Raw genomic sequence first — 24,202 nt, forward strand, 5'->3', positions numbered from 1 at the left:
TGTCAATAACGATCCGGCCCGGTGTGGACATTTATGGGGGAACGATTTTTTTCCGGGTGTTTGATATTTCGGGGCCGAACGGTTAGCGGGTTGCCGAAAGAAACTGATTTTCAAGGAGGACCCGGTCGTCCCGGATCGCCTCCATGGCGTTTTCGAATGCGGCCCGCTCGGAGGGGCTTTTTTTTCGGAGCAGGGCTTTTTGAAGGGGACAGAGGTAATGGGTGCAGACCCAGGGTCGGGACAGGCGGGGCAGGGTGCAGCCGGTGTCCGAGCTGTACCGGCAGGAATCGGGCTGTTTTTCGATCAGCTGATGGGGCGGGACCGTTTGGCCGCTCAGATGGATGAACAAGAGATCGCGGAAATCCAGCCAGACGGTGGCCGTGACGCAGCAGGGCGACGAGCAGTCCACGCAGGTGCCCCGGCAGAATTCATCGAGCAGGGGAAAGAGTCCGACAAGCCGGGACCGGATCCGGGCCGCCGTTTCCCGGGCATCGCCCAGCCTTTCCCCGTGCATGCGGATCAGGTGCTCGATGGACCCATTGGCCTCAGCCCAGGCGGCATCGGAGCCCCACTGGGGAATTTCAATGATTCTGTCGGTATAGCGTGCCATCCGTTTTTCCGTGCGACAGGTTCAGGTTAGCGGTTTCGGGCCTGTTTCGATCCCAGGGCATGCTTTACCAGTCCGGCCCGGTCGATGTCAACAGCTCGTTGTTTCCCGGGCAGGGCGATCGCATGTACTATTCGTTCACGAGCACGAGCACGGCAGGCCGAGACCTTCTCGACCGTCTCATCCCACGCCGGTTGAACCATCTGACGGTTGCGTTCACGTGTTGCCGACATCCTGCTCGTGACCGTAACCGTGAACGGCATGATCCGTCCCGCAGGAAGAGGCCCATGTGTTAAAAAGATCATAGGTGCGATTGCCCTGGTTTCCCGGGGCCTGGGGTGATAAACGGGGGCGCAGAAAAAAACGTTGACACCACCTGCTTAATCCTGTAAATATGTCTGCGTTGTCGCCGGGGGCCGGTCATTTTGTACGAAACGCCCGGTATTTCCGGTGATTACGCTCATTCCCCAGTAGCTCAGTCGGCAGAGCAATTGGCTGTTAACCAATGGGTCCGCGGTTCAAGTCCGTGCTGGGGAGCCAAAATTCAATCCGTCGATTTCGACGGTCATTTGTTAGCACAAAACCCCGCGGGATCATCCCCTCGGGGTTTTGTCGTTTCCGGCGTGTCCACGCCGACTTACGCCCGCCCGAACATTTTCTTCGATTCTCCGTTTCCCTCACAGCCTTCGAGTTTTAATCAAGGACGTTGACGTTCGCGCCCGCCGCTCTCTGATGTGTCCCTCGGATTCTCCGATTCTCCGTTCCTTTTTCGGACGCTGTTAACGCCCGCCTGGTCAACTCGGCCCGACACCCCGATGGGTCCTCCGGTAGGTATCGAGCGAAGCCGGGTGAATACGCCCGGCGGAAGAAAAACACCAGACAGCGAAATCGGCCGTAAGAATGGAGACCGTTGTGGGTGCCGGCGAGTCAACCCTTCGGGGCGGACCAATGGACTCCGCGGTCGATACCCTCGCGGCTGACCCATCCCTCCCCGACGGCATCCACAATAGCTCAGCGGTCGCCGCAAGGAGGGCACGATGGAATTCAGAGAATCCGCAGAACGCGATCTCGCGGAAACGATTGCCGAGATCGCCTCGATCCTGGGGGAAGGCTACCTCCGCTACCGAGCGGGGCGTCGGTTGCCGACATCCACTCCCGAAATGGCCGGCCATGTAACGCAAACCAAAGAATCCGAGGCGTTTACAGAGAACCGACTTGATTGTTCCGCCAATAGAAGCCTTCATTCATGCACCGGTTAACGTCACGAGACGGCCGGATTGCCGAGTCTTTTTCGGATACTGATAAACACTTTGGAGGTTGCCATGAATGAAACGACGTATCAGCAGGTGCAAGCCCTTTCCCGAATGACCGTCGGGGAGCTCCGGGAAAGGTATATCGATGTCTTCGGAGAGGAGACGAGGTCCCACCACAAGGATTTTCTTCGGAAGCGTATCGCCTGGCGGTTGCAGGCCCTGGCCGAAGGCAGCCTATCCGAACGGGCCAGACGGAGGGCCGAGGAGATCGCCAATGACGCGGACCTTAGAATCCGCATGCTGCGGGACCCTATTAAGCCGGGATTGATGGAAGTCAGGGAACGGTCGGTGAGCGGCAGGCTGCAACCGCAGCGCGATTTAAGACTGCCGCTTCCGGGAACATTGCTCGTCAGGGAGTTCAGGGGCCGGGACATCGTAGCCAAGGTGCTGGACAAGGGCTTCGAGTATGACGGCCGGTGGTTCAAGTCCCTGTCCGCTGTCGCACAGGAGGCCACCGGAAGCAAGTGGAACGGGTTCCTCTTTTTCGGGCTTGCGGAACCCAAGGGACCGCAAGATCAAGGCGACGAGCCGGACGGGAGGAACGGATGAGCAGGCAATACGAAAGAAGCAATACACCCACCCACCAATCTATGGATAACCGGCGAGCGACCGTTCGCTGCGCCATCTATACCCGGAAATCCACCGACGAAGGTCTCGACCAGGACTTCAACAGCCTCGACGCCCAGCGGGAATCCGCGGAGGCATATATCGCGAGCCAGCGGCACGAGGGATGGCTGTGCATCGCCGATCGGTATGACGACGGCGGATTTACCGGCGGCAACATGGAGCGGCCCGCCCTCAAGAGACTCTTCGCCGACATCGAGGCCGGTGACATCGATTGCGTGGTCGTCTACAAGGTGGACCGGCTGAGCCGCTCCCTTCTCGACTTCGCCCGCATCATGGAGCTTTTCGACAAGCATGCCGTGAGCTTCGTCTCCGTCACCCAGCAGTTCAACACGACCAGTTCCATGGGACGGCTCACCCTAAACATCCTTCTGTCCTTCGCCCAGTTCGAGCGGGAAATCATCTCGGAGCGCACCAGGGACAAAATGGCCGCGGCCCGGAAGAAGGGCAAGTGGGTCGGAGGTATGCCGGTCCTCGGCTATGACCTGGATCGCAAGGGAGCGCGGCTGGTCGTTAACGAGGAAGAAGCCCAGCGGGTGCGAGCCATCTATGATCTTTACATGGAGCACAAGGCTTTGATGCCTGTCGTCCAAGAACTCGAGCGCCGCAAGTGGGGTGTAAAAAAATGGACCACCCAAAAAGGAGAGGAACGCGGGGGGAATCTTTTTACCAAAAGCAGTCTCTTCCGACTGCTCACCAACATCATTTATACAGGGAACATCAGCTACAAGGGCACCGTCTACCCCGGAGAGCATGAGGGTATCGTGGCCCCGGACCTTTGGCAGCGGGTCCAGGATACCCTTCGGCACAATGGCCGATCCGGCTGCAAGGAAATCCGAAACAAATACGGCGCGCTTCTGAGGGGGCTGCTTTACTGCGCTCCTTGTGGAACCGCCATGGTGCATTCTTACACCGCCAGAAAGGGTAAGCATTACCGCTACTATGTCTGCCTGACCGCCCAGCAGCGGGGTTGGGCATCCTGTCCGTCCAAATCACTCAATGCCTACGAGATCGAGGCCGCGGTGGTGGACTATATCCGAGGTTTGGGAGCGAGCCCGGATGTCTTTTCGGAAACCGCTTCCCAGGTTCGGGTTCAAAGTGAAAAGCGTCTGGCGGAGCTCGAAGCCGAGCGCCGCGCCAACGAACGAGAACTGAAACGGTTGGATGCCAGGCTCCGGGCCCTTGTGGGAGACCTGCCGGCATCTGGCACGGACCAGAGGCTGGTGACGGACCAGATGGCCGACCTCCAAGACCAAATTCGCTCTCTCGAACAAAGAGTGACCGTGATCCGCGAGGAAACCATCGCCGTTCAAAGAGAAACACTCGAGGACGAAGACTTGGAAAAAGCCCTCGCAGCCTTCGACCCCATCTGGCAATCGCTTTCACCGCGCGAACAGGCACGGATTTTCAAAGCCCTTGTCGAGCGCGTCGCCTACGATGGCCGTGATGGCAAAGTGACCGTGACGTTTCGGTCGCCCGGCATCAAGGCCGTTTGCCTGGGACAGGCAGCCCTTGGAAAGGAAAACCGCATATGAAACCGACCATGCACCACTTTGGGAGCGACGGGCGGCTGGAGGTAAGTTTCACGTTCCAGCCGCGCAACAAACGAGGGAACGTCAACCCACATTCGGATAGCCGACGCGGATCAACCGGCAAAGGGAACATACCGCGGGTTGCGAAGCTCCTGGCTTTGGCGATCCGCTTTGAAAAACTGGTCAAGCGAGGGGATATACAGGACTATGCGGACCTCGCCCGCCTGGGCTATGTGACCCGTGCGCGGATCACCCAGATCATGAATTTGCTCAACCTCGCTCCGGACATCCAGGAAGAGATCCTATTCCTTCCGAATACAACGAAGGGCCGAGACCCGATTCTGGAAAAAGACATGAGGCCGGTCGCCGCCGTCCCCCACTGGAACCGACAGCGAAAAATATGGGCTCAAATGCGCAAAGACCGGCTCGAATAGACTTTCAGGACGAACGCCGACATTCTCGTTATTCAGTAACTTTGCCCCTCCCAGTTCCTTTCCTTTCTATGATTTGAATCCTTCCCGTACTTTAATTTTCTAATTGACCTGATACCTATCAGGTCGTATAATATCAATCTGTAAAATATGGCAGTACCTTACCCAAACAGGGCACTGCGACCTGTGTCCTTGATTTGGAGACAAAATGGCCTACCGGGATTCAGCATCATTTGGGAAACGCCAGGAGTTCGTTGCCATCGCTGAACTGCTCAGGCGAGGTTTCGACGTCTATCTGACCTTGGTGGATGATCAGCAAATCGACTGCGTGGTCCGCAATGAAATCTTCGGGGAACCGGTGTATCTGGACATCCAGATCAAGGCCCGCTCGAAACAATGTAACCCGAAAAACGCCGGTACATTTGCGGCCTTGGAAGTCCGTAATCCCCGCGCCAACTTCTTTTTCATCTTTTTTTCCGAACAAACCAACTGCTATTGGGTCCTTCCCTCGCTTGAGCTGATCAAAGAAGCCAACCGGAACAAGACCGGACAGAATGCCGGTAAATACCGTATCGTTTTCACCAACCTCAGCAGCAAAACCGGTCAGGTCGTACCGCGTCCCCGATTCGAGAAGTACCGCAACAACTTTGATCTGTTGAAGGATTACGGAGAAGCGTCGCCATGATCAAAAATCCCCGGGGCCGACGCCCCGTTCAGGAGATAACCGAGCCACAGCGCCGAACACTAAAGGAGATCCGTCTCTTCACGAGCCGTCGGGGGTTCCCCCCCACCATGAAGGAGCTTGCTGATATCCTCGGGATATCGCACGCCAGCGCTCATGGGCAGGTGAACCAACTTGTGCGCAAAGGCTACCTTAAGCGCGAAGCCAGAAAGGCCCGCGGGCTTGCGATGACCGACAAAGCGCAAGAGTAATCATGAACTAATATTTCTAATACGTTGGAAGCCCCATGGGACATATCAGACTAGGCAATCTTCCCCGAACACGCAAATGGCAGCAAGTTGTTGCCCTTATCGAGGGCGGAGCCGGAACGGCGCAAATTGCGAATGCGACGATTACAGCTGCCGAGGATGGATTTAGACTGGCGGCGGAAGACAAGGGTCTCGTAGAAACAGTCTGGCTTCTGACTCAACTGCCTCTGGCTGCCAAGAGTGATAATTTCGCTGAGGCCCTCCAGAGCAATGGAATAGATGTGTCTGATTCCCCAAGCCTTATGGAGGTAATCGGCGCATTCTCAGACGCCATAGACAGAAAGTTGGCAAACAACGGTGGCCGAACGGACCTGGGGGAAATGGCCCAGATGGCGGCTTCCGAAACGATGACGCAAATCATTGGAACCCGGACACAGAGCCTATTCGGAACAACACCCGATGATGTCACAAATGCCTTTTCCAAACTTGCGACCAACAAACAATTTAGTATTTTCGCCAGAGATTTCTTTTCAAGACTAACAAACAAGTGTCTTGACTATTTCGTTTCCAGAGCTGTTGCCCATCACATTGGCGAAGGCCGTCGCTTTCGAACGCTTGCTCAACAAGGCGAGTTCACAAAAGCACTGGGAACGCACAGTCGCGAAGCAGCTAGAATAGTCGAAGAATTTTCCGGGGGATGGTTTTCAAAGACCAACTGGGAGAAGAAGGGGATATCGAGGCAAGACGCCGCAGGGTTCGCGCACGTGGCCATGAAAAAAATTGTGGCTGAACTCAAGGAAGGAGCGCGGACCGATGGCTAACGAGCGCTCTATACTCTGCGGCGATGTCTCTTACGGAAATCTCCCGTTCGGGGGTGACAATCCACTCTGTTTGCATTTGTGGGGAGTTAAGGAAAACGTCTCGCTTAGTATTTCTGACATTCGTGAACACTTGCTGCGAGACCTTCCATCCCAATTCCATGATCTGATTGAAATTGCCACTTACGTCTACTGTGCAGATCAAGCCGTAACAAGGGGGGGGGATGGTGTTCAGAACTTCGGGGCCGACTGGAGGAGGAGACTGTTTTTCAGAATTCCAGTTCGAAATCCGGATTTGTGGAATTCCTCGCCACTTAAAGAACAACTGATTGCGACTCTCAGCTTTCTTTCTGAAGATGAATACTATTTCGATTTTGTGAAATTGACGAAGCAACCACCTACCCAACAGCATCTTGAATTTGACTTTGCTCTACCGGAAGAGGTCGTGCTGTTTTCCGGTGGGCTTGATTCTTTGGGCGGCGCGATCCATGAAGCTGTTGTAAATAAGCGCAAAATTGCTCTTGTAATGCACAAGCCGACTCACAAACTGGCGCGTAGGCATAGAAAGCTTCAAGAGCTTCTCGAAAAACACTCAGATACCCCACCCTTGCATATTCCGGTGAGCATCAACAAGGCGAAATCATTGGGTCGCGAGTATACCCAACGAAGCCGATCTTTTCTGTATGCGGCGCTTGGATCGACTGTCGCGCAGATGTTCAATCTTTCCAGGATTCGATTCTACGAAAATGGCGTCGTGAGCTTTAACCTTCCCCCATCTTCACAGGTGGTTGGTGCACGAGCAACAAGGACAACACATCCACAAGTAATCAGCGGTTTTGCGAAAATTATTTCGATATTGGCCGGAAAACCGTTTGTGGTTGAGAATCCATTCTTGTGGAAGACCAAGACTGAAATTCTAAAAGGGATAGGCCAATCAGGTTGCGCTGAGATGATCAAGTTCGCCACTAGCTGTACACATACATGGGAAATGACGAGGCTGCTGACACATTGCGGGACCTGTTCTCAATGTATCGACCGCAGGTTTGCCGTGCTGTCGGCCGGCCTGGAGGGGCACGATCCAGCAGAGGCTTATGGCGTGGACCTACTCGTTGGAGAGCGACCAGCTGGTGATCCTTTTGACGACAATCGGAAACATAGCGAATCAAGAATTATGCTGGCTGCATATGTCGAGACTGCGTCAGACGTATGCAAGATGTCACCTATCGACTTTTTCAGTCGCTATGGAGAAGCCGCCCGGGTCCTAAGACACATCGATGGATCTGCCGACAGTGCGGCGCTCCGACTGTTCGAGCTTCACAAGAGACATGCAAAAGCGGTATCGGATGTTATCGATCAGTCGATTGCCAATTATGCCAGTGCCATAAGAAAACGCGAGCTTCCGGATTCTTGCCTTTTGCGTCTGGTATGCGACTCGGCGATTTCTACTTCTGGAGTCATTGGAGTTCCAACTTCAACGCCAATTCCACAAGATGAACTTAAGGATTTTGTTTTCCGCAAAAAAGGACAGGCGTGGATCGCGAGGTATGCCGGTGGTGAGGATTTCATCTTATTACCGTGCAAGGGTGCTGCCTATCTGCATATTTTATTATCCAATCCCAAGACAGTGTTCAGCGTTACTGACTTGGTCCTCCGTGTCGCCAAAGCTCCACAGCAATTTCAGCTTGGCAGCGCGGGTGAGGCTGCTGATCAAGATGCTTTTGCGGCATATCGCGTTCGATATGAGGAATTGAAAGAGAAACTGGCCGAAGCCCAGAACTATACCGACCAAGGGATGGCCCCCCCATTCCCTGAGTCCGATATTAGGCAAGAGATGGTCTTTCTGGCTGAGCAGATCAAAAAGGATAAAGGCCTTGGAAAAAGAATTCGCAATGCCTCGGATGACCGCGACCGAGTTCGAAAGGCTTTCCAGGCAAATATCCGACGTGTAACAAAAGAAATCGCGAAATATGACAGGCGCTTAGCCGAACATCTCAAATCCCCCCGTCTACGTTGTGGTTGGTCTCCCTGTTACGATCCCCATGATGATATCCCATGGGATATCTAATCCACTGAAACAACTCTACTTTCTGATGCTACGCGAAAAGTAGCATCTGCTACGCCGGATGTAGCGCCTTCCCTTTGAAGGCTTGGTCCGGCGACCAATCAATTCAGGCAACAACGCCCTCAGGGCGCTGAAGCAACCCCCGAGAGAGCCTTTCGCCGGGCCAGCCTCTCGGGGGTTTTTCTTTGCCCAGAGGGCCAGACCGGAGGTGTGACATGCCAAATGTCATGACAAAGGCGGCCCTGACTCCTGCCAGGAAACGCCTGGTCGAGCTGATGCAGGAGATCAACTACGGGCGGGTCGAGGGACTGCGCGTCCAAAAAGGCGAGCCAGTCTTCGATCCCCCGCCCACCGTGCTGCGGCTGTTTCTGTTCGGCAAGGACAACGGGCCGAACGAATCCCGCGGAAACGACGGCTTTGCCCTGAAAAAGAAGGTGGCGGAGCTGTTCGAGGTCTTCGACCGGGAGCGTTCGCTCTCGATCCAGGAACTCATAATCGACAACGGATTGCCCGTCCGCATGACCGTGGCGGACGCGGTCCAGGTCTGATTCAGACCCGGCCATAGAGCACGGTCCATCACCAGACAACAGACTGGCCGCAGAGCGGAGGTCGTTGTGGGTGTCGCCGATACCGGCGTACTCGCAACACCTCCGCTCGCTTCATTTAGAGCGGTCGTCCCGGCATAGGTCGACACCCACACGAGCTCCTCCTCGGCCCCGAGGAGGCTCAAATGGGTTTCGACAAACGCTACAAAGGAATCGACGAGTATGCCGTTCGGATCATCAAGTTCAAGGCGAGACAACTGGTCGGACGGGTGGGTTTCACCGAGTCCGACCGTGAGGACTTGGAGCAGGAAATGATGCTCGACCTGCTCCAACGTCTGTCCAAGTACGACCCGGAACGCGCCCAGCGCAACACCTTCATCGCCCGCGTGGTGGACCACAAGATCGCCACCATCATCGAGGCGCGGAAGGCCGGCCTGCGGGACTACCGGCTCTGCCGTTGTTCCCTGAACGATCAATTCGAGTCCGGCGAGTACGAAGACACCTTCTGTATCGAGCGCATGGAGACCATCGACCAGGAAGACTACCTGCGTCGCACGGGCAGGATTTCACGTCCTGCCTCCGAGCTTCGCGATCTCTCCATCGATGTCCGCCAGGCAATCGAGAAGCTGCCGCCGGAGCTGCGCGAACTGTGCCGGCGTCTCGACACCGACACGGTAACGGAGATCTCCCGCGATACCGGAATACCCCGTGGGACGATCTACGAATCCATCAAGAAGCTGCGCGCGATCTTCGAGGACGCCGGGCTGAGGGACTACCTCTGATCGTCCGACGGTCCGAGTCCGCCTCCGGTAGGTAATGAGCGGGTCGGATGCACGGAAGGCGTCCGAGAGGTCGCCGAAAGCATCCGGCCCGGGCGCGCCCTCCAACAGACCTTAATGAACGGAATGGAGGCAAGATCATGAACCGAGAACTTTACAGATACAACTTCGACTCCAAGGTCCCGATCCGGGACGTCGAGGAGTCCCTGCTTCTGGCGGTGCTCGCCGCCGAGAGCCTTCACGGCCGGTCGCTGGTTCGGCTGGACGCATCCTTCTGCCTGGATTCGCACAAGCGCTCCTGCGTCGTGGATGCGGCGACCGAGGTCGGCCGCGCCATCGCCCGCATCTTCACCGGCTTCCTCACCCGAGAGTTCGGCGAAGAAGCCTTCAAAGTCGAACGCGTGGGTGACGGCCCCGTGGTCGGCCCCGAGCTCAAAGCCACGGGGGCCGCATGATGGAAGCGAGAACGACCACCACCTATTCGATGTGGAGCCTGTTCCGCAACTGCCGCAAGGCCTGCGAGTGGCGCTACATCCAGGAACTGGTTCCCCTGCAACGGGACCACAACCTGGCCTTCGGCACGGTGATCCATAAGTGCCTGGAGATCTGGCACGGTGGCAGGGACCTGGGGCCCGTCCTCGATTTCATCGACCGAACCTACGTCAACCGCGCACAAGAGGAGGATCAGAAGCGGGACTGGCACCTGGCCGCAGCAATAATGAAAGGCTACGCAGCCTGCTATGCAAGCGAGGAGTTCGATGTCGTCACCCTCGAAAAGACCTTCGAGGGGAGCATCGTAAACCCGGCCACCGGCGCTTCATCCAGAAGCTTCGTGCTGGCCGGAAAGGTGGATGGCGTAGTCCGGATCGGCGACGAGCATTTCCTCCTAGAGCACAAGACCGCCTCGCAGGTGGATGCGGACTACCTGGAGCGGCTTTGGACCGACTTCCAGATCGTCCTCTACTCCCGCTACGTGGAACAGACGCTCGGCATCCGCATCGCCGGCGTTCTCTACAACATCCTGGTCAAGGCCCGGCTGCAACAGGGACGCGGTGAAACCGAGGCCGAGTTCGAGGCGCGGCGGGCCGATCTGATCGCAAAGTCCAAGACCGGCAAGAGCAGCGCCAAACGCAGACTGCCGGAGAGCGACGACGAGTTCCAGGCACGGCTGGCCGCCAAATATACTGAGCCGGGCATGTTCCATCGGGAGATGCTTTACCTCTCCCGAGACCGGTTCGAGACCCTGCAGTCCGAACTCTGGGAACTGACACAGGCCTTTCTTGACGCTCGCCGTCGCGGCGTCTTCTACCAAAACACAGCCTTCTGTTTCCACTACCGCCGGTCCTGCGCCTATTTCCCGCTCTGCCGCGCCGACGGCAGCACCAACGTCATCGAGAACTTTTACAGCAAAGTCCCCCCGCACGAAGAGCTGCGGGACGAGACCTCGTTCGAAGAGGCATCGGCTTTTTGAGGACCCCATAGAAAAGGAGAAACGACATGTTGCCTACGAAGAAAAGTCCCCCCAAGCAAGATCACGCCGATCTCACGGTGCTGGTATACGGCCCGAGCAAGATCGGCAAATCAACCTGGTGTTCCCGGTCCGAAGGCGCGCTCTTTCTCGCCACCGAACCCGGGCTGAATTCACTGGATGTCTTTCAGCTCCCCATAAGGAGCTGGGAGGAGTTGCTCGCCGCCTGCGGCGAGATCGCCGAGGGCAAGCATCCCTACAAGACCATCATTCTCGACACGGTCGACAACGCCTATCGGATGTGCAGCGATTACATCTGCAAGAAATTCAAGATCGAGCACGAGTCCGACCTCGGCTACGGCAAAGGCTGGGCGCTGATCAACAACGAGTTCCAGCGCGTCCTGACCAAACTGGCCTTCCTGCCCTACGGACTCTTCCTGGTATCCCACTCCCAGGAGAAGGAAATCGAGACGCGGACCGGCAAGTACATCCGCATCATCCCGACGCTCCCCGACAAAGCCCGCAAGATCGTGCTGGGCATGGTCGACCTGATCCTCTTCTGCGACCTGGAAGTGACGAGCGACGAAAGCGGCAAACCGGTCTACCGCCGCGTCATGCGCACCAAGCCCAGCCCGCACTACGAGGCGGGCGACCGCACGGGACGGCTTCCCGAAACCATCGACCTCAATTTCCAGGCTTTCATTGAAGCGTTCAACAGGCCGGCGGCCGCGCCGAGGGCGAGTGCCCCGCGGTCGGTGCCGGCACCGGGGGACGGGCAGGACAAGAAGCCCGCGCCCGCCGGTAAATAAACCCCATAGATGGAGGAACAGACCATGCAGAACGAAGACTACGGACATTTCGACCAGCCCCGCGGCACCGAGGACATCGACCTCGCACAGTTCGACGACGACTTCGCGCATGCCGAAGTCGAGGAGCGTGAGTTCGAGACCATCCCGGACGGCAAGTACCAGGTGAACGTGGAAAGGGCGGAGCTGACCCGGGCCCAGACCTCGGGCAACCCCATGCTCAAGTGGACGCTGCGCATCCTCGCCCCGAAGTTCCGGGGAAGGCTCCTGTGGCGCAACAACGTCATGGCCACCCGCGAGAACATCAAGTGGCTCAAGACGGACCTGCACACCTGCGGGTTGAATCTGGACAAGCTCTCCGAGCTTCCGGCCAACCTGGAGAAACTCATCAACATCAAGCTCGATGTCACCAAGCGCACGCGCGGCGAGAACGAGAACGTCTACATCAACCGGCGCATCGTGCTCGAAGACGGCGGAGACGAATACGACGCGGCGGCGCAGAGCGCCCTGGCCCCGTTCTGACGTGGACCGGGTCACCGTCGTCGTCGACACGCGGGAGCAGGAACCCTACACCTTCGACTCCGGCTGCACGGAGGTCGTCCGCCGCGCCCTCCCCGCCGGGGATTACTCCGTCGAGGGGCATGAGGATGCCGTGGCGGTGGAGCGAAAGACTCTTGAGGATTTCGTCTCCACCGTCATCCGATCCCGAAAGCGGTTCACAAAGGAACTGCGCCGCCTCTCCGAATACGACGCCGCGTGCGTCGTGGTGGAAGCGGATCTCCGGGACATCCTCGGAGGCCGCTACCGCTCCGGAGCGCATCCCAACGCCGTCCTGGGAGCTCTGCTTTCCATCGTCGTCGACTTCGGCATCCCGGTGTTTTTCTGCTCCGACCGGCAGGCTGCCTGCCGGTTCGTGGAGGAATTTCTACACAGGTATCACCGGAAGGTATCGAGACGATGCGAACAAGATCAAACAACCAATCCGTAACCGTCCGCGGCCGCGTCGAGACGGTCTTTTACGCCGGGCCGCGGTTTTCCGCAGGCCGTCTCACGACGGCCGACGGCGACGAGGTGCAGTTCGCCGGAAGGCTCTTCGCCCGTGAAAACGAACCGGTCGTGCTGAACGGCCGCTGGGTGACACACCCGAAGTACGGCCGCCAATTCGAGGTCGATGGCATGGAATACGACCTCGACCTGGACGCCGACGGTCTCGCAAACTACCTGGCCAACCACCCGGAGATGAAAGGCATCGGCCCGGTCAAGGCCCGTCTGATCGCCGAACGCTTCGGTCATGATTTCGACCGGATCATCACCGACGATCCCGGACAAATCGCCGAGGCTGCAAGGCTGTCGCCGGATGCCGTACAGAAGCTCCGCGTGGAGTGGCTCAAGACGCGGGACACCAACAGGGCGATCACCTGGCTGGCGGCTTTCGATCTCACCCATCACCAGGTGACGAGCCTGGTCAAGAAATTCGGCAACGACGCGTTGGGCCTGCTCAAGGCAGACCCCTACATCATCGTGCGCGAGGTCCGCGGCTTCGGGTTCAAACGCGTTGACAAAATCGCCAGGAAGATGGGCACCGCTAAAGACGACCCCGCGCGCATCCGGGCCGGTGTTCTCCACTGCGTGAACGAATCGCTGGATCAAGGCGACTGCTGGATCGAGTTCGAGGAGTTGATCGACCAAGCCAACATGCTGCTGGTCATGGATGTCCTCGACAGCCGCGACCGTATCGAGCAGGCGCTTGACCGGCTCATCGACGAGAAAGCCCTGGTCTGCGTCTCCCACGGCGGGAGGTTCATCGTAGCCAAACCTGAAATCCGTGCAATGGAGGAGTACCTGGCAAAGGTCTTCCGGAACGGCGGAGCGCCCAACCCGCACTTCCCCGACCGAGACCGGCTTTCCGACATGGTTGTGGAAACCGCGCCGCAGCTCAACGCGGGTCAGCGGCAGGCCGCCGTCACAGCGATTCGTCATTCGATTTCGCTCATCTCCGGCGGAGCGGGCAGCGGCAAGACCTTCACCGTATCCGCCATCACCGGCGTTTACGAGGAACAGGGACTGCGCGTCATCCTGGCCGCGCCCACGGGCAAGGCCGCCAAGCGCCTCGAACAGGTCGTCGGCCATCAAGCGGGTACGATCCACCGGCTGCTGGGTTTCAACGGCAAAGACTACGCCCGGGGACCGGACGATCCCATCGACGCCGACGTAATCATCGTCGACGAGGTCTCGATGGTGGATGTGCCCCTGGCCTGGCACCTCTTTCAGAGCATCGATCTCGAGCGGACCGCCGTTGTGCTGGTTGGAGACCACAACCAACTGCCTCCCGTCGGACCGGGCAATCTGTTGCGGGATCTGGTTCAGTCGCGGATGGTTCCCACGGTGCTCCTCGACCAGGTGGTACGGCAGGCCGGCATCCTGAAGGAGAACAGCATCGCCGTCTTGAACGGCGAGGTCCGCAAGACGAGCGACGCCGAACCCTCCGGCCGACGGGCTTGGTACGTGGTGGATCAGTTCACCGATCAATGGGATGCGCAGCGGTTCGTACTGGACCTCTTCGAAAATGTGCTCGTGGAACGCCTCGGGTTCGACCTGTTGACCGATGTCCAGCTCCTGACCCCGACCCACAAGGGACCGCTGGGAACACGCGATCTCAACTGCGAGCTTCAACGTCTGGTGCAGCGCAGACTCTGGAATGTCGAAGCGCCCCCGACGACGCCAGGTCGCCGGCCCAAGTTTCTCGTGCACGACAAGGTCATCCAGACCCGGAACAACTACGAGATCGGCGTCATGAACGGCGCGATGGGCGTGGTGCTCCACGTCGGCCGAGACGGTTCCCTGAGCGTGGACTTCGACGGCATCCCGGTGGAGATAGAGGCCGGTTCACCCAACCTGCAGGACATCCAACTCGCCTATGCCCTGACGATCCACAAGGCCCAGGGCTCCGAGTTTCCATGCGCCGTGGTGGTGGTCCACAAGGCCCACTCCTTCATGCATCACAGGAATCTTCTTTACACCGGCGTCACGCGGGCCAGACAGACGACGGTCCTCGTCGGGGACCGCTGGGGCATCTCGAACTGCGCCAGAAAGCGGAAACAGGACGACCGCCGAACGTTCCTCTCCCTCCTGCTGGATGCAGGTCGCCTTGAGGAATCCCGTGTTCCCGCGACGACCGGTCGGTAGCGAATGGACATTCTTGGAGCGGAGCGCGCATGGCATTCGAACGTCAGGACAACGTGAGGGAGTATTACCGGCGGATCACCGAGGTCGACATCGGTATGGTCGCGCGGGAACTGCTCGGCGCTCACGTCCTGCATGAATCCGACCGCCTGCTCCAATGCGACTGCCCGAACCACAGCAGCCAGTCGCACCGGTCCCTTCATGTCTTGCTCGACAAGCAGGGTTGGTATTGCTTCGGCTGCGGCGTCGGCGGCGACGTGCTCCAGCTCGTGGAGTTCATCCAGTCGGGCCGGGTGACGCGGGGCCAGTCCGGTCCCATGCCGGAAAGCCATCAACATGCCCGCGATTTCCTCGCGGCCAAGGCTGGGTTGCAGTCTTTGGCCAAGCACGGACTCTCGCCAGAGGAACTGGCGGAAGCGGAGGCCCAGCGCCTAGTCGAACTGCGGGTCCATGAGGTGTTGACGGCCCTGGCGGAACACTATCACGGGCGGCTCAAGGACAACCCCGAGGTACTCGAATGGCTTCGGTCCAAGTACGGTCTTTCCGTGGAGACTGTCGACAGGCTCCGTATCGGCTACGCGGACAACGACGGCGATGATGGCATCGTCCGGAAGTTGACCTGCAAGGAACGCGGTTTCTCCCCGCGGGACTTGGCCGCATCCGGCGCGTTTCGTCCCACCAACCAAGACGGGCTCGATCCGTTCTTCGACCGGCGCATCGTATTTCCCTACTGGAGCCGCGGTCGGGTCGTTTTCATGATCGGACGCAAGACACCGTGGACGCCCGACAAGCCATGGGAGCAAGGAAAATACAAGAAACTCCCGGTCCACGACGAAAACACCCGCAAACACATAGCCCCGTGCATCGACAATAGTCATCTCTACAACGAGGACTGTCTGCTCGCCGACCCGGAGCGGTTGATCATCACCGAGGGCGTGACCGACTGCATCTCGCTTATGGAACATGGCTTCCCGGCGGTGTCGCCGGTGACCGTCCGTATCCGCGAGGCGGATTGGGAGCGGCTGCTGCCCCGCCTTCGCAACGTAAAGACGGTCTACGTCTGCCAGGACAACGAGATATCCCAGGCTGGGTTGAACGGCGCGCTCAAGACCGCAGCGGTCCTTTCCGAGCACCGCATACAGACCCGGCTTGCCGTTCTCCCCTTGGACGAAAGACGCGAGAACGCCCGCCGCGAATTGCGGAAGCGGTTCGGTCTCGACGCCGCGGTGGGAGCCCGCGAACTGACCAAGCGCCTCGACGGCCGGACCCCGGATGAAATCCGCGAGGCCGAGCGCCTGCTCTCCGAAGCCAAGATCGACGTCAACGACTACTTCGTGGCCGGTCACTCCGCCCAAGACTTCGAAGAGTTGCTGGCGAAGGCCGAGACGCCCTTGGAGTTCGGTATCTCCCATCTGCCTACCGACGTCTCGGAGGAGGAGCGCAACCGACTGCTCGAACCGATCCTGCGCGAAGCCGCATACCTCTCCCCGCTGGAGCAGAACCGCCATCTGAAACTCATTCAGGAGCGGTTCGGCAAGACGGGACTCTCGCTGGCCACCTTGCGCGAGCAAGTGCGGGCGGTGCAAAAAGAGCAGAGGTCCCAGGCCAAGCAGGAACGGAAGCGGGAAAAGCGCTCATCGGATGCATCTCCCGGATCGTGCCGGGCACGGATCGAGGAAGTCCTGCTTGCGACCGAAGAAGAACGCGGCTCACCTGATTTCACCCTTGCCGCCGAGGCCGCCTACGAATGGTTCGCCGCCCACGGGGCTCGGTTCTTCCGCACGCCTCAGGGCGAGCCGTTCATGTTCTTCGAGGACACGATCTTGTGGATGGATACGCCCGACCGGGGCCGTAAGCGGCTCTACGCGTCCCTCATGTACAAGCACACCGGGATGGTACAGACCACCGGCGGCGGCCGCACGTTCTACGAGGTGCTGTCAAACCTGGCGGTGGAGCGCGGACAGGTGCGGGAGCATTTTTCCTGGCTTCACACGGACGTGGCCAGGGAAACGGTCTACTTCAACCTGAACAACACCGACCACGAGATCGCCAAGATCACTCCGGAGGGAGTCGAAATCCTCAAGAACGGCGGCAACGCGGACGGCGTCATCCTGGACGGTTCGCGGAAGATGGCACCGATCCGTTTCCTTCCTGACGCCGATCCCGCGGAAGCCGACCGGCTCCTTGTGGACCTGCTGCTCGACAATCTCACCTGCGCACCGGGGGATCGGGTACTGATCCTCTCATGGCTTTCCTGTTTCCTCTTGATCGATTTCGCCGGCACGAGGCCCATGACCCGGTTCGAAGGGCCAGCGGGATCGGGAAAGACCACCGCGAGCAAATTGATCTCGGCCCTGCTCTACGGCGAGCCCCAACAGAAGAAAAGCACCGATGCGGCCAACTACACCGACGGCTCGCAGAACCCGCTCATCGTCCTCGACAACATCGAGGTCAAGCAGATGACCGAGGATCTGACGACCTTCATCCTGACCAGCATCACCGGCATCGCCAAGGAAAAGCGCAAGAGCGGCACGGACACCGAGACGGTCATCGAGCGGACCAAGTGCCTGCTCAACACCACGGGCATCGAACCACTGGGAGGGGAGCTCGCCGAAATCCTGTCCCGCTCGTTTATCATCCGCTTCGATATGGACGAGCAGGCAAGCGACTGTTTCCTCGAGGCCAAAATCCTGGCCGCACTCCGGGAGCACCGCGACCTGATCGTCTCTTCCATGATGAAGCGCACGAGCCACCTGCTGGCCATGCTTCGGGCCGGCGCTCAGGAGAAGGTGATGCGGCTTCTGCACCGGAGCCTCGGAAACCACAGCAAGCGGCGATGCAACGACTACCTGAGCCTCATGTACCTGATGATGCTTGCCGGGGAGCAGCAGGAAGTGATCGACCGGGCGCTGGAAGAACTCCATCCGCAGTTTGTGGGCCGGATCGTCACGCTCAACAACGTCAGCCTCGAGACCGCCCGCGAGTCCAATCCCATCGCCACCTGCCTGGCGGCGCTCTTCAAGGCCTACCGGCACGCGCTCGAAGCGGACCGGGAGAGCACCGCATTGAACGTCGCCAAGACCAACAAGGCGGCCTTCCTCGAACGCTACCAGATCGATTTCCGGAACGAAACGACCGTCGAGGGCGCTCTGGCCCGCGACCTGTTCGTGGCCATCAAACGGCTGTCCAAGGATTTCGGTCTGTCGTTCAGCATGAACTCGGTGCAGCAGTTCGCCCAGCGGTTCTCGAACGACCTGGACACCATCCGCCAGGCCGGGTTCGAGATCGCCGTCAACCGGTCGGAGCATTCCGTCCGGCGCACCGCCACCTACGACATCACCTACCTCGTCTGATCCTTTCCCCTGATGCCGCTCCCCTGTGCGAAGGGTACCCTTCGCAAACCGCGAAAGACCTTCGCACCAGTAAACATCGTCATATCAAGATATTGCGCCGACACTGCGAAGGTGCGAAGGGTTTCAGGGGTTCACCCCCCTTACTCAGAAAAAAATATCGCATGTCGTGACCCAGTGTCTCCCGACGGACCACCGGTTGTTTTTTTTGGTCCGCGCGGGAGTGATTCTCCCGGTACCCTTCGCACCTTCTCCTTCCTTCTTCATATCTATCAGCAATATCAATCATCTACAGGACTGCGAAGGTCCCCTGCGAAGGTTCGAGCCGCATTCATTGACCTTCGCACCTTCGCATCCCGGCGGTACGGACCCCGCTCCGGTAGGTATCCCATGAAACGGAAACCACCCGATTGGAGCAGGAAACGTGAGCCTTCTCGAACTCATGATGCAACAGACCGCCGGAGGATCGGCCCCGGTCGATACGAGCAACCCGTCGGTCGATGTCCCCAGGCCGGAGACATCGGAAACAGCGGAGCGCAACGACCCGCGGGAAACCGCCGATCCCGATGGCACCGCCCTCTATGCGGCCACGAATCTGGACTCCTGGGAAACGGACAGGCCCCGGCACTTCGCGCGTGACGTCGGTATCGACGGCGTATGCTATCGCCGTCTGGACCCGGAATACTACGCCTGGCTCCGGCACAAGATGGCGCTGGCCAAGAAAGCGCTGGAAGCGGGACGAATCGATTCCGCCGCCTTCGACGGGTTGCGAATCCGCTTCAACGACATCCATGCATGGGCTGTCGCACGTTTCGGTGAGGACGAGCTTCTCGCCGCCGTTCGGAGCCTCGATCCCAAGACTTATCCTCCGCCGGCGATTGACCCGGCCGCCCAGAGCCGTCCAGCTTGTGCCGCACCCGTCTCTCCGGTTGCATGTCCCCCTGGACCGGCTGTCGAGCAATACCTTTACCCCAAGGACGGGGAGTGGCGCTTCACGGAGAAGGTCCCGCAATCGGCTATCGACAAGGTCGATGCCGTCCGCGATCAGGCGATTTCCCTCGGCTGGTCCGAGGCGCGGCTCTATCAGAACCGGGGACGGTTCCGCTTCCCATGCGGCGAGGATTTCGGACTCGTCTGTTTCGTCGATGCCAACGAACGCATCGGCCAAGTGACCCGGCAGTACATCGAGATCATCGGCCCGCCCCCGCGGGAGAACCGTCTTCGTTTCCACAACCCGGACGTGGATCAGCCATGGCTCAAGAGAACGAATCCAAAAACATGAAACGAGTCTATGCCAACGCCAGGGACGTTCTGCCGTCCGAGGTGCTCGACACCGTCCGACGGCATTTCACCGGTCTCCTCTGGGTGCCGAGTGACGTGGGCTTTTACGAGGAACGCCGCAAGCTCGTGCTGGCGCTCAAGGGGCAAGGCGTGCCTACCCGCGAGATCGCCCGGCTTTCCGGCGTCACGTCGCGCCGGGTGCGCCAGATCGTGGCGCAGAGTCGCGATGAATCCACTCCGACGCATCACGATCCGCTCCGGTAGGTATCGAAGGGGTTTCCCCGAAAGAGGGCGAAATCCGCCTTCCGCCCCGAACCCCGAGATGCCGAAACGAAAAACGCGGTGATCATGGCAGACGACAAGGCCAAAACCAGGATTGGAAAACACGACGCGGGTCAGCTCAAACGCTGGCACCGCAATGCTGCGTCCGAGCAGGAGGTCCGCAAGACCGCCAAAGCGCGGACCGGCAGCGGCGCAGTCCCTGGCAACCAGAACAGCCTGCGCCACGGCATCTACGCCGACCGCTTCCTCTCTCCGGAGGAGCGTCCTCTCTTCGAGGCCATCATCGGCCAGCTCTACCAGGACTTCGTGTTCAACAAGAGCTCTGACTTCATGCAGGTCGAGCTGGTGGCGGTCTACTTCCTCAAGCTGGGCCGGGCGCAGGAGTCCGGCGACTGGGACGCCGCCGAGCGGCTGGACCGGATGATCCGCTGCCACCTCAAGGACCTCAAGGCCACCAAGATCGCCCGTGAGGGCGAGGCATCCCAGGGACCGGAGACGACGCCGGCTGAGTGGGCCACGGCTCTGCTTGAGAAGCTGGCGGAGTCGCAGAAGAAACCGGCCCGGAAAACGACCGCGAGAGGGAAAACACGGAAATGAGGTCGGATAACACCACCGCCCGCCATGCAGCGACCCGCGAAACACGCGGACTTGCGGCCACCCCCGGCCTGGGAATGTCGGATAAGACGTGTTCTCTGACATTACGAAGCCGCCGGTCAGCGGAATGTTCTCTCAATCAATGCTTCCGCCCGGCTCCCGAAGGCTCCGATGCTGCCCGCATCATTGCCTGCGGATGTGTTCGGGGACGCGACTGTAGGCTGACTGTCTCTTGCCTCTGTGAGCGCCTGACCGAAGCCGGGAATGGAAAAGCGGCCCTGGTGGACCGCTTGGCTTCCATGGTCGGTTGCGGCTCAGAGGCGCTCGAGGGCGTCCTCCAGCGCGCCGTCCACGAGGTGGGTGTAGACCTGGGTGGTCGACAGGTCCCGGTGACCAAGGGCCCGCTGGACCACCAGGATATCTCCGGTCCGGCTGTAGAGGTGGGTGGCGAAGGTATGCCGCAGCGCATGCGGACTGAGCTTCTTGTCGATGCCCGCGGCCTTGAGCCAATACTCGAGCCGCCTGGCCACCTGCCGCTCGCAGAGCCGCTCCCCGCGGTTGGAGAGGAACATGGCCCGGCATTCGCCGTCGCCCCGGCGTCGGCGCTCGGCCAGGTAACTCCGCAAGAGGGAGCGCAGAGTGGACTTTAGAAACTTCACTTGCGGGACTGAGCCCTTGGCGAGCACACGGAGATGCTTGGCGTCGAGGTCCACGTCCTCGATGTCAAGGTCGACGAGTTCCTGCAGCCGGATTCCGGTCCCGAGGAATACCTCGATGATGACGCGGTCCCGGATTGCCAGCGAGGATGCCCTGCCGCGAAGTTCCTTGAGCAGACGGCGCTTCTCGGCCTCGGTCAGAAACTTGGGCGGAGTCCGGGGAAGCCTGCGCAGGGTCAACGACCCGGCCGGATTCTCCCGGACGATTCCGTCCCGCTCGGCCCAGGTGAAGAACGACCGGACGGCCGCCTTGAACCGGTGCATGGACGCCGGCGAGCGGACGCTACCTCCGGCTGAGGTCGTTACCTGTGGTGAGGTCAGCGCCTCGTCGATCATGGCGCTGGTCACCTCATCCGGGACGATCCCCGGATGCCTCCGGAGGAGCGCCTCTGACAGGTACGAGAGGTCGCGCAGGTATGCACTGATGGTGTTTTCCGAACGTCCTTCAGCCGCAAGCCTTCTGCTGAAGGCTTCCAAGGCTTCGGTGAAACCGGGCCGCGCGTCTGAAGGCTCAGGACTGCTCAGCAGCCGGAGCCTCGATGGTGTCGTGTTCGTCATTACGCTCTCCTCCTTTCTTGGCGCTCCGGCCCATGGGCGTGTCCTTGGGCAGGGGCAGCTTGTCGATGCGACCGGTTTCCTTGGCCCAGATCAGAAACATGCGGAGCACCCGCTTGGTCTTTTCGACTGTGGGCGCGGAGCGCTCCCGCCCGTTGGGCAGTTTGAGCAGCGCATCGGACTTGAAGAATTTTCCCACGTGCGGAATGAGGACGGCGGACAGCTTGCGCTCCGCACCGAAAAAGGCCTCGATCTGCTCGAAGTCCTTGCCGTAGGTGTAGAGCGTCCGCTCCTTTTTCCCCTGGGTCCGCAGGTGTTCCAGATAGGCCTGGGCGGCTTGATGCAGGGTCTCGTTCATGACTCGTTCTCCTTTCGTTCGCTGATTTCAGGTTTCCCGGACCGGATGGTCCCGACGTCGAAAACGCGCATTCGGCACCTCCTTTCAAACGGCTCAAGTCATTGTAAATCAAGGCTCTACGCACATTCACATACAGGCTTCGTGTGCGCCGGAAGTCAAGGCGTTCCATTGGTTTTTGCAAGAATGTACAAGCATTCGCAGTTAAAGGATGGCATTCGTGAAAAAGGAATTGGAACTTATATTGCGGGCGATTGTGGTTGCAATCCTGGCGGCATCATTGGCCATGTTGTTTAAAATGATCCCCTGGGGATTTTTTATGGCGAGGCCGTCTTAATGGCCCGCATGTCCGCCGAGGAGCGCAGGCTGGCGGAGACCCTGGCGGACCCGGTCCTCTGGGGACAGGGATACCTGCGCAACCGCGACGGTGGGCAACGCATCTACTGGCCACACCAGGCCGAGGACCTGCTCTGTCCGGACAGGAACATCATTCACCTGGACGGGCGCGATGTGGGCAAGAGCGTCTGCATCACCACGGACGCCCTGCATTTCGCCTTCACCAACCGGGGCTGTCAGGGACTTGTCGCAGCGCCCCACCAGGGACATCTCGACACGCTGATCGAGGAGATCGAATTTCAGCTCGACGCCAACCCGGACCTCATGGTCAGTGTGGCTCTCACCAAGTACGGCAAGCCCAAGATACACCGCAAACCCTACTTCCGACTCGAATTCACCAACGGCGCGATCCTCTACTTCCGCCCCGCCGGTGCTTACGGCGACGCCTTCCGCTCGCTGCATGTGGACCGGGTATGGGTGGACGAAGGGGCGTGGCTCACCGAGCGGGCCTGGAAAGCCCTGCGCCAGTGCCTGAAGGCGGGTGGCAGACTGCGCATCTACTCGACGCCCAACGGCCTGCGTGACACGACCTATTACCGCTTGACCGGCTCGACGCAGTTCCGGGTTTTCCGCTGGCCTTCCTGGCTGCACCCGGCGTGGACCCAGGAGCGCGAGGCGGAGCTGCTGGAGTTCTACGGAGGCAGGGACAGCGCGGGCTGGCAGCATGAGGTGGCCGGCGAACACGGCAAGCCTTCCTACGGCGCGTTCAACATCGAGCACCTCAATCTCTGCCGACAGGACGTGGTCGAGTACCAGAAGGTCGTCGTCACCGGCGAGGAACTGCGCGGCTGCGCCACCGAGGAGGAATCCCACGACCGCCTGGAGATGCTGCTCAATCTCATGCCGCGGACCGGCGTCTTTTGGATCGGCGGCGACCTGGGCTACACCAACGATCCGACGGAGCTCGTCGTGTTCCAGGAGATCGAACTGCCCGAGCGCAGGATCGTCAAGCTGGCCCTGCGGGTCCGCATGGAGCACGTGGCATATCCGCACATCGCCCAGACCATCGCCCTGCTGGATCGCTACTTCATAGCCGCAGGCATCGGCGTTGACAACGGCGGCAACGGGATGGCCGTCGTGCAGGAACTGCTGACCCTGGACAAGTACAAGGACCTGGCTCTCCAGGGACGGCTACGCGGTTACGACTTCGGGGGCATGACCACCCTGGCCGTGCGCGACGGCCACGAAGTCAGGAAGCGGACCAAGGAATTCATGACCAGCCTTATCGCCGGGGCGCTGCAGCGACGCCAGCTCGTGTTCCCCATCGAGGACCTGGAGATCGAGGACCAGTTCACCACCCATACCTATACGCTGCACGATGGCCGCATCGTCTATTCGAAGGGCAACGACCACATCATAGACGCAGTGCGCTGCGCGATGCTGGCCCGGGAGCAGTCCGTCCTCAACCTAGTGGGCGAGGAGACAGTTTCCTTGGTGCCGCTGACGACCGACCCGGTGTTTATCTGATTAGGGAAGACGCGTTGTTCCCTTCGTCCCCTGGAAGCATCCAAGCTTTGCCCTATCCCGCCCACCGACGTTCCTCCCCCGCCCCCGGTAGATAACCCCAGGGGCGGG

Annotated in this window: 24 protein-coding genes and 1 tRNA gene; 22 read left to right on the forward strand and 3 right to left on the reverse strand. The window is 59.7% G+C overall.

Going from position 1 to position 24,202, the window contains the following annotated elements:
- Positions 1 to 82: 82 nt before the first annotated feature.
- Positions 83 to 610 (reverse strand): hypothetical protein, encoded by a 528-nt coding sequence (locus tag ACYQ11_RS01210; protein ID WP_459921907.1) that lies wholly within the window; start codon positions 608 to 610, stop codon positions 83 to 85.
- Between the two features lie 461 nt (positions 611 to 1,071).
- Here ACYQ11_RS01210 and ACYQ11_RS01215 point away from each other — a divergent pair.
- The 21 genes from ACYQ11_RS01215 to ACYQ11_RS01315 all read left to right on the forward strand — a co-directional run bounded on the left by ACYQ11_RS01215 (position 1,072) and on the right by ACYQ11_RS01315 (position 20,608).
- Positions 1,072 to 1,147: transfer RNA gene (locus ACYQ11_RS01215), tRNA-Asn, on the forward strand.
- Positions 1,148 to 1,644: 497 nt separating this feature from the next.
- The gene (locus ACYQ11_RS01220; RefSeq protein WP_459921908.1) at positions 1,645 to 1,866 is read left to right on the forward strand and encodes a hypothetical protein; all 222 of its coding nucleotides are present in this window, start codon (positions 1,645 to 1,647) and stop codon (positions 1,864 to 1,866) included.
- Positions 1,867 to 1,929: 63 nt separating this feature from the next.
- Entirely contained in the window at positions 1,930 to 2,469 is a 540-nt protein-coding gene (locus tag ACYQ11_RS01225) for a DUF2924 domain-containing protein (protein ID WP_459921909.1), read from the forward strand.
- Positions 2,466 to 4,079, forward strand: coding sequence for a recombinase family protein (locus ACYQ11_RS01230; RefSeq protein ID WP_459921910.1), 1,614 nt, complete (start codon positions 2,466 to 2,468; stop codon positions 4,077 to 4,079). The genes ACYQ11_RS01225 and ACYQ11_RS01230 overlap by 4 nt, the downstream gene beginning before the upstream one ends.
- A complete protein-coding gene (locus ACYQ11_RS01235) occupies positions 4,076 to 4,510 on the forward strand; it encodes a hypothetical protein (RefSeq protein ID WP_459921911.1) in 435 nt (144 codons plus the stop codon). Before ACYQ11_RS01230 ends, ACYQ11_RS01235 begins: the two co-directional genes overlap by 4 nt.
- Before the next feature lie 205 nt (positions 4,511 to 4,715).
- A complete protein-coding gene (locus ACYQ11_RS01240) occupies positions 4,716 to 5,192 on the forward strand; it encodes a hypothetical protein (RefSeq protein ID WP_273696204.1) in 477 nt (158 codons plus the stop codon).
- Complete coding sequence (locus ACYQ11_RS01245; RefSeq protein WP_273696205.1) at positions 5,189 to 5,440, forward strand: LexA family protein; 252 nt, start codon at positions 5,189 to 5,191, stop codon at positions 5,438 to 5,440. The genes ACYQ11_RS01240 and ACYQ11_RS01245 overlap by 4 nt, the downstream gene beginning before the upstream one ends.
- 35 nt (positions 5,441 to 5,475) lie before the next feature.
- Positions 5,476 to 6,258: a hypothetical protein gene (locus ACYQ11_RS01250; protein ID WP_273696206.1), complete on the forward strand. Its 783-nt coding sequence runs from the start codon at positions 5,476 to 5,478 to the stop codon at positions 6,256 to 6,258.
- Positions 6,251 to 8,320 (forward strand): adenine nucleotide alpha hydrolase family protein, encoded by a 2,070-nt coding sequence (locus ACYQ11_RS01255; RefSeq protein ID WP_273696207.1) that lies wholly within the window; start codon positions 6,251 to 6,253, stop codon positions 8,318 to 8,320. Before ACYQ11_RS01250 ends, ACYQ11_RS01255 begins: the two co-directional genes overlap by 8 nt.
- Positions 8,321 to 8,532: 212 nt before the next feature.
- Complete coding sequence (locus tag ACYQ11_RS01260) at positions 8,533 to 8,865, forward strand: hypothetical protein (protein WP_459921912.1); 333 nt, start codon at positions 8,533 to 8,535, stop codon at positions 8,863 to 8,865.
- A 182-nt stretch (positions 8,866 to 9,047) separates the two neighbouring features.
- Positions 9,048 to 9,644, forward strand: coding sequence for a sigma-70 family RNA polymerase sigma factor (locus tag ACYQ11_RS01265; RefSeq protein WP_459921913.1), 597 nt, complete (start codon positions 9,048 to 9,050; stop codon positions 9,642 to 9,644).
- 137 nt (positions 9,645 to 9,781) lie between these two features.
- Positions 9,782 to 10,096, forward strand: coding sequence for a hypothetical protein (locus tag ACYQ11_RS01270; RefSeq protein WP_459921914.1), 315 nt, complete (start codon positions 9,782 to 9,784; stop codon positions 10,094 to 10,096).
- Positions 10,093 to 11,112: a PD-(D/E)XK nuclease family protein gene (locus ACYQ11_RS01275; protein ID WP_459921915.1), complete on the forward strand. Its 1,020-nt coding sequence runs from the start codon at positions 10,093 to 10,095 to the stop codon at positions 11,110 to 11,112. The genes ACYQ11_RS01270 and ACYQ11_RS01275 overlap by 4 nt, the downstream gene beginning before the upstream one ends.
- A gap of 26 nt (positions 11,113 to 11,138) precedes the next feature.
- Complete coding sequence (locus tag ACYQ11_RS01280; protein WP_459921916.1) at positions 11,139 to 11,918, forward strand: ATP-binding protein; 780 nt, start codon at positions 11,139 to 11,141, stop codon at positions 11,916 to 11,918.
- Positions 11,919 to 11,942: 24 nt separating this feature from the next.
- Positions 11,943 to 12,437: a DUF669 domain-containing protein gene (locus ACYQ11_RS01285; RefSeq protein ID WP_459921917.1), complete on the forward strand. Its 495-nt coding sequence runs from the start codon at positions 11,943 to 11,945 to the stop codon at positions 12,435 to 12,437.
- Position 12,438: 1 nt separating this feature from the next.
- Positions 12,439 to 12,903: an ERCC4 domain-containing protein gene (locus tag ACYQ11_RS01290; protein ID WP_459921918.1), complete on the forward strand. Its 465-nt coding sequence runs from the start codon at positions 12,439 to 12,441 to the stop codon at positions 12,901 to 12,903.
- Positions 12,873 to 15,101: an SF1B family DNA helicase RecD2 gene (gene recD2 / locus ACYQ11_RS01295; protein ID WP_459921919.1), complete on the forward strand. Its 2,229-nt coding sequence runs from the start codon at positions 12,873 to 12,875 to the stop codon at positions 15,099 to 15,101. The genes ACYQ11_RS01290 and recD2 overlap by 31 nt, the downstream gene beginning before the upstream one ends.
- A gap of 29 nt (positions 15,102 to 15,130) precedes the next feature.
- Positions 15,131 to 18,451 (forward strand): CHC2 zinc finger domain-containing protein, encoded by a 3,321-nt coding sequence (locus ACYQ11_RS01300; protein WP_459921920.1) that lies wholly within the window; start codon positions 15,131 to 15,133, stop codon positions 18,449 to 18,451.
- A 421-nt stretch (positions 18,452 to 18,872) separates the two neighbouring features.
- Positions 18,873 to 19,730 (forward strand): hypothetical protein, encoded by an 858-nt coding sequence (locus ACYQ11_RS01305; protein WP_459921921.1) that lies wholly within the window; start codon positions 18,873 to 18,875, stop codon positions 19,728 to 19,730.
- On the forward strand, positions 19,727 to 19,993 hold the full coding sequence (locus ACYQ11_RS01310; protein ID WP_459921922.1) for a hypothetical protein: 267 nt from the start codon (positions 19,727 to 19,729) through the stop codon (positions 19,991 to 19,993). The genes ACYQ11_RS01305 and ACYQ11_RS01310 overlap by 4 nt, the downstream gene beginning before the upstream one ends.
- An 84-nt stretch (positions 19,994 to 20,077) precedes the next feature.
- On the forward strand, positions 20,078 to 20,608 hold the full coding sequence (locus ACYQ11_RS01315; RefSeq protein ID WP_459921923.1) for a hypothetical protein: 531 nt from the start codon (positions 20,078 to 20,080) through the stop codon (positions 20,606 to 20,608).
- Between the two features lie 311 nt (positions 20,609 to 20,919).
- On the opposite strand, the gene ACYQ11_RS01320 is transcribed toward ACYQ11_RS01315, so the two are convergent.
- Together ACYQ11_RS01320 and ACYQ11_RS01325 are read right to left on the reverse strand one after the other, a co-directional pair.
- Positions 20,920 to 21,879 carry a tyrosine-type recombinase/integrase gene (locus ACYQ11_RS01320; RefSeq protein WP_108100859.1) on the reverse strand — a complete coding sequence of 320 codons (960 nt, stop codon included), beginning with the start codon at positions 21,877 to 21,879 and terminating at the stop codon, positions 20,920 to 20,922.
- Positions 21,833 to 22,234, reverse strand: a complete 402-nt coding sequence (locus ACYQ11_RS01325; protein WP_108100861.1) for a hypothetical protein — start codon at positions 22,232 to 22,234, stop codon at positions 21,833 to 21,835. Before ACYQ11_RS01325 ends, ACYQ11_RS01320 begins: the two co-directional genes overlap by 47 nt.
- A gap of 333 nt (positions 22,235 to 22,567) precedes the next feature.
- Between ACYQ11_RS01325 and ACYQ11_RS01330 the strand changes: the two genes are divergently transcribed.
- Entirely contained in the window at positions 22,568 to 24,094 is a 1,527-nt protein-coding gene (locus ACYQ11_RS01330) for a terminase large subunit domain-containing protein (protein ID WP_459921924.1), read from the forward strand.
- Positions 24,095 to 24,202 lie beyond the last annotated feature (108 nt).

Source organism: Desulfatiferula olefinivorans, from assembly GCF_054657895.1.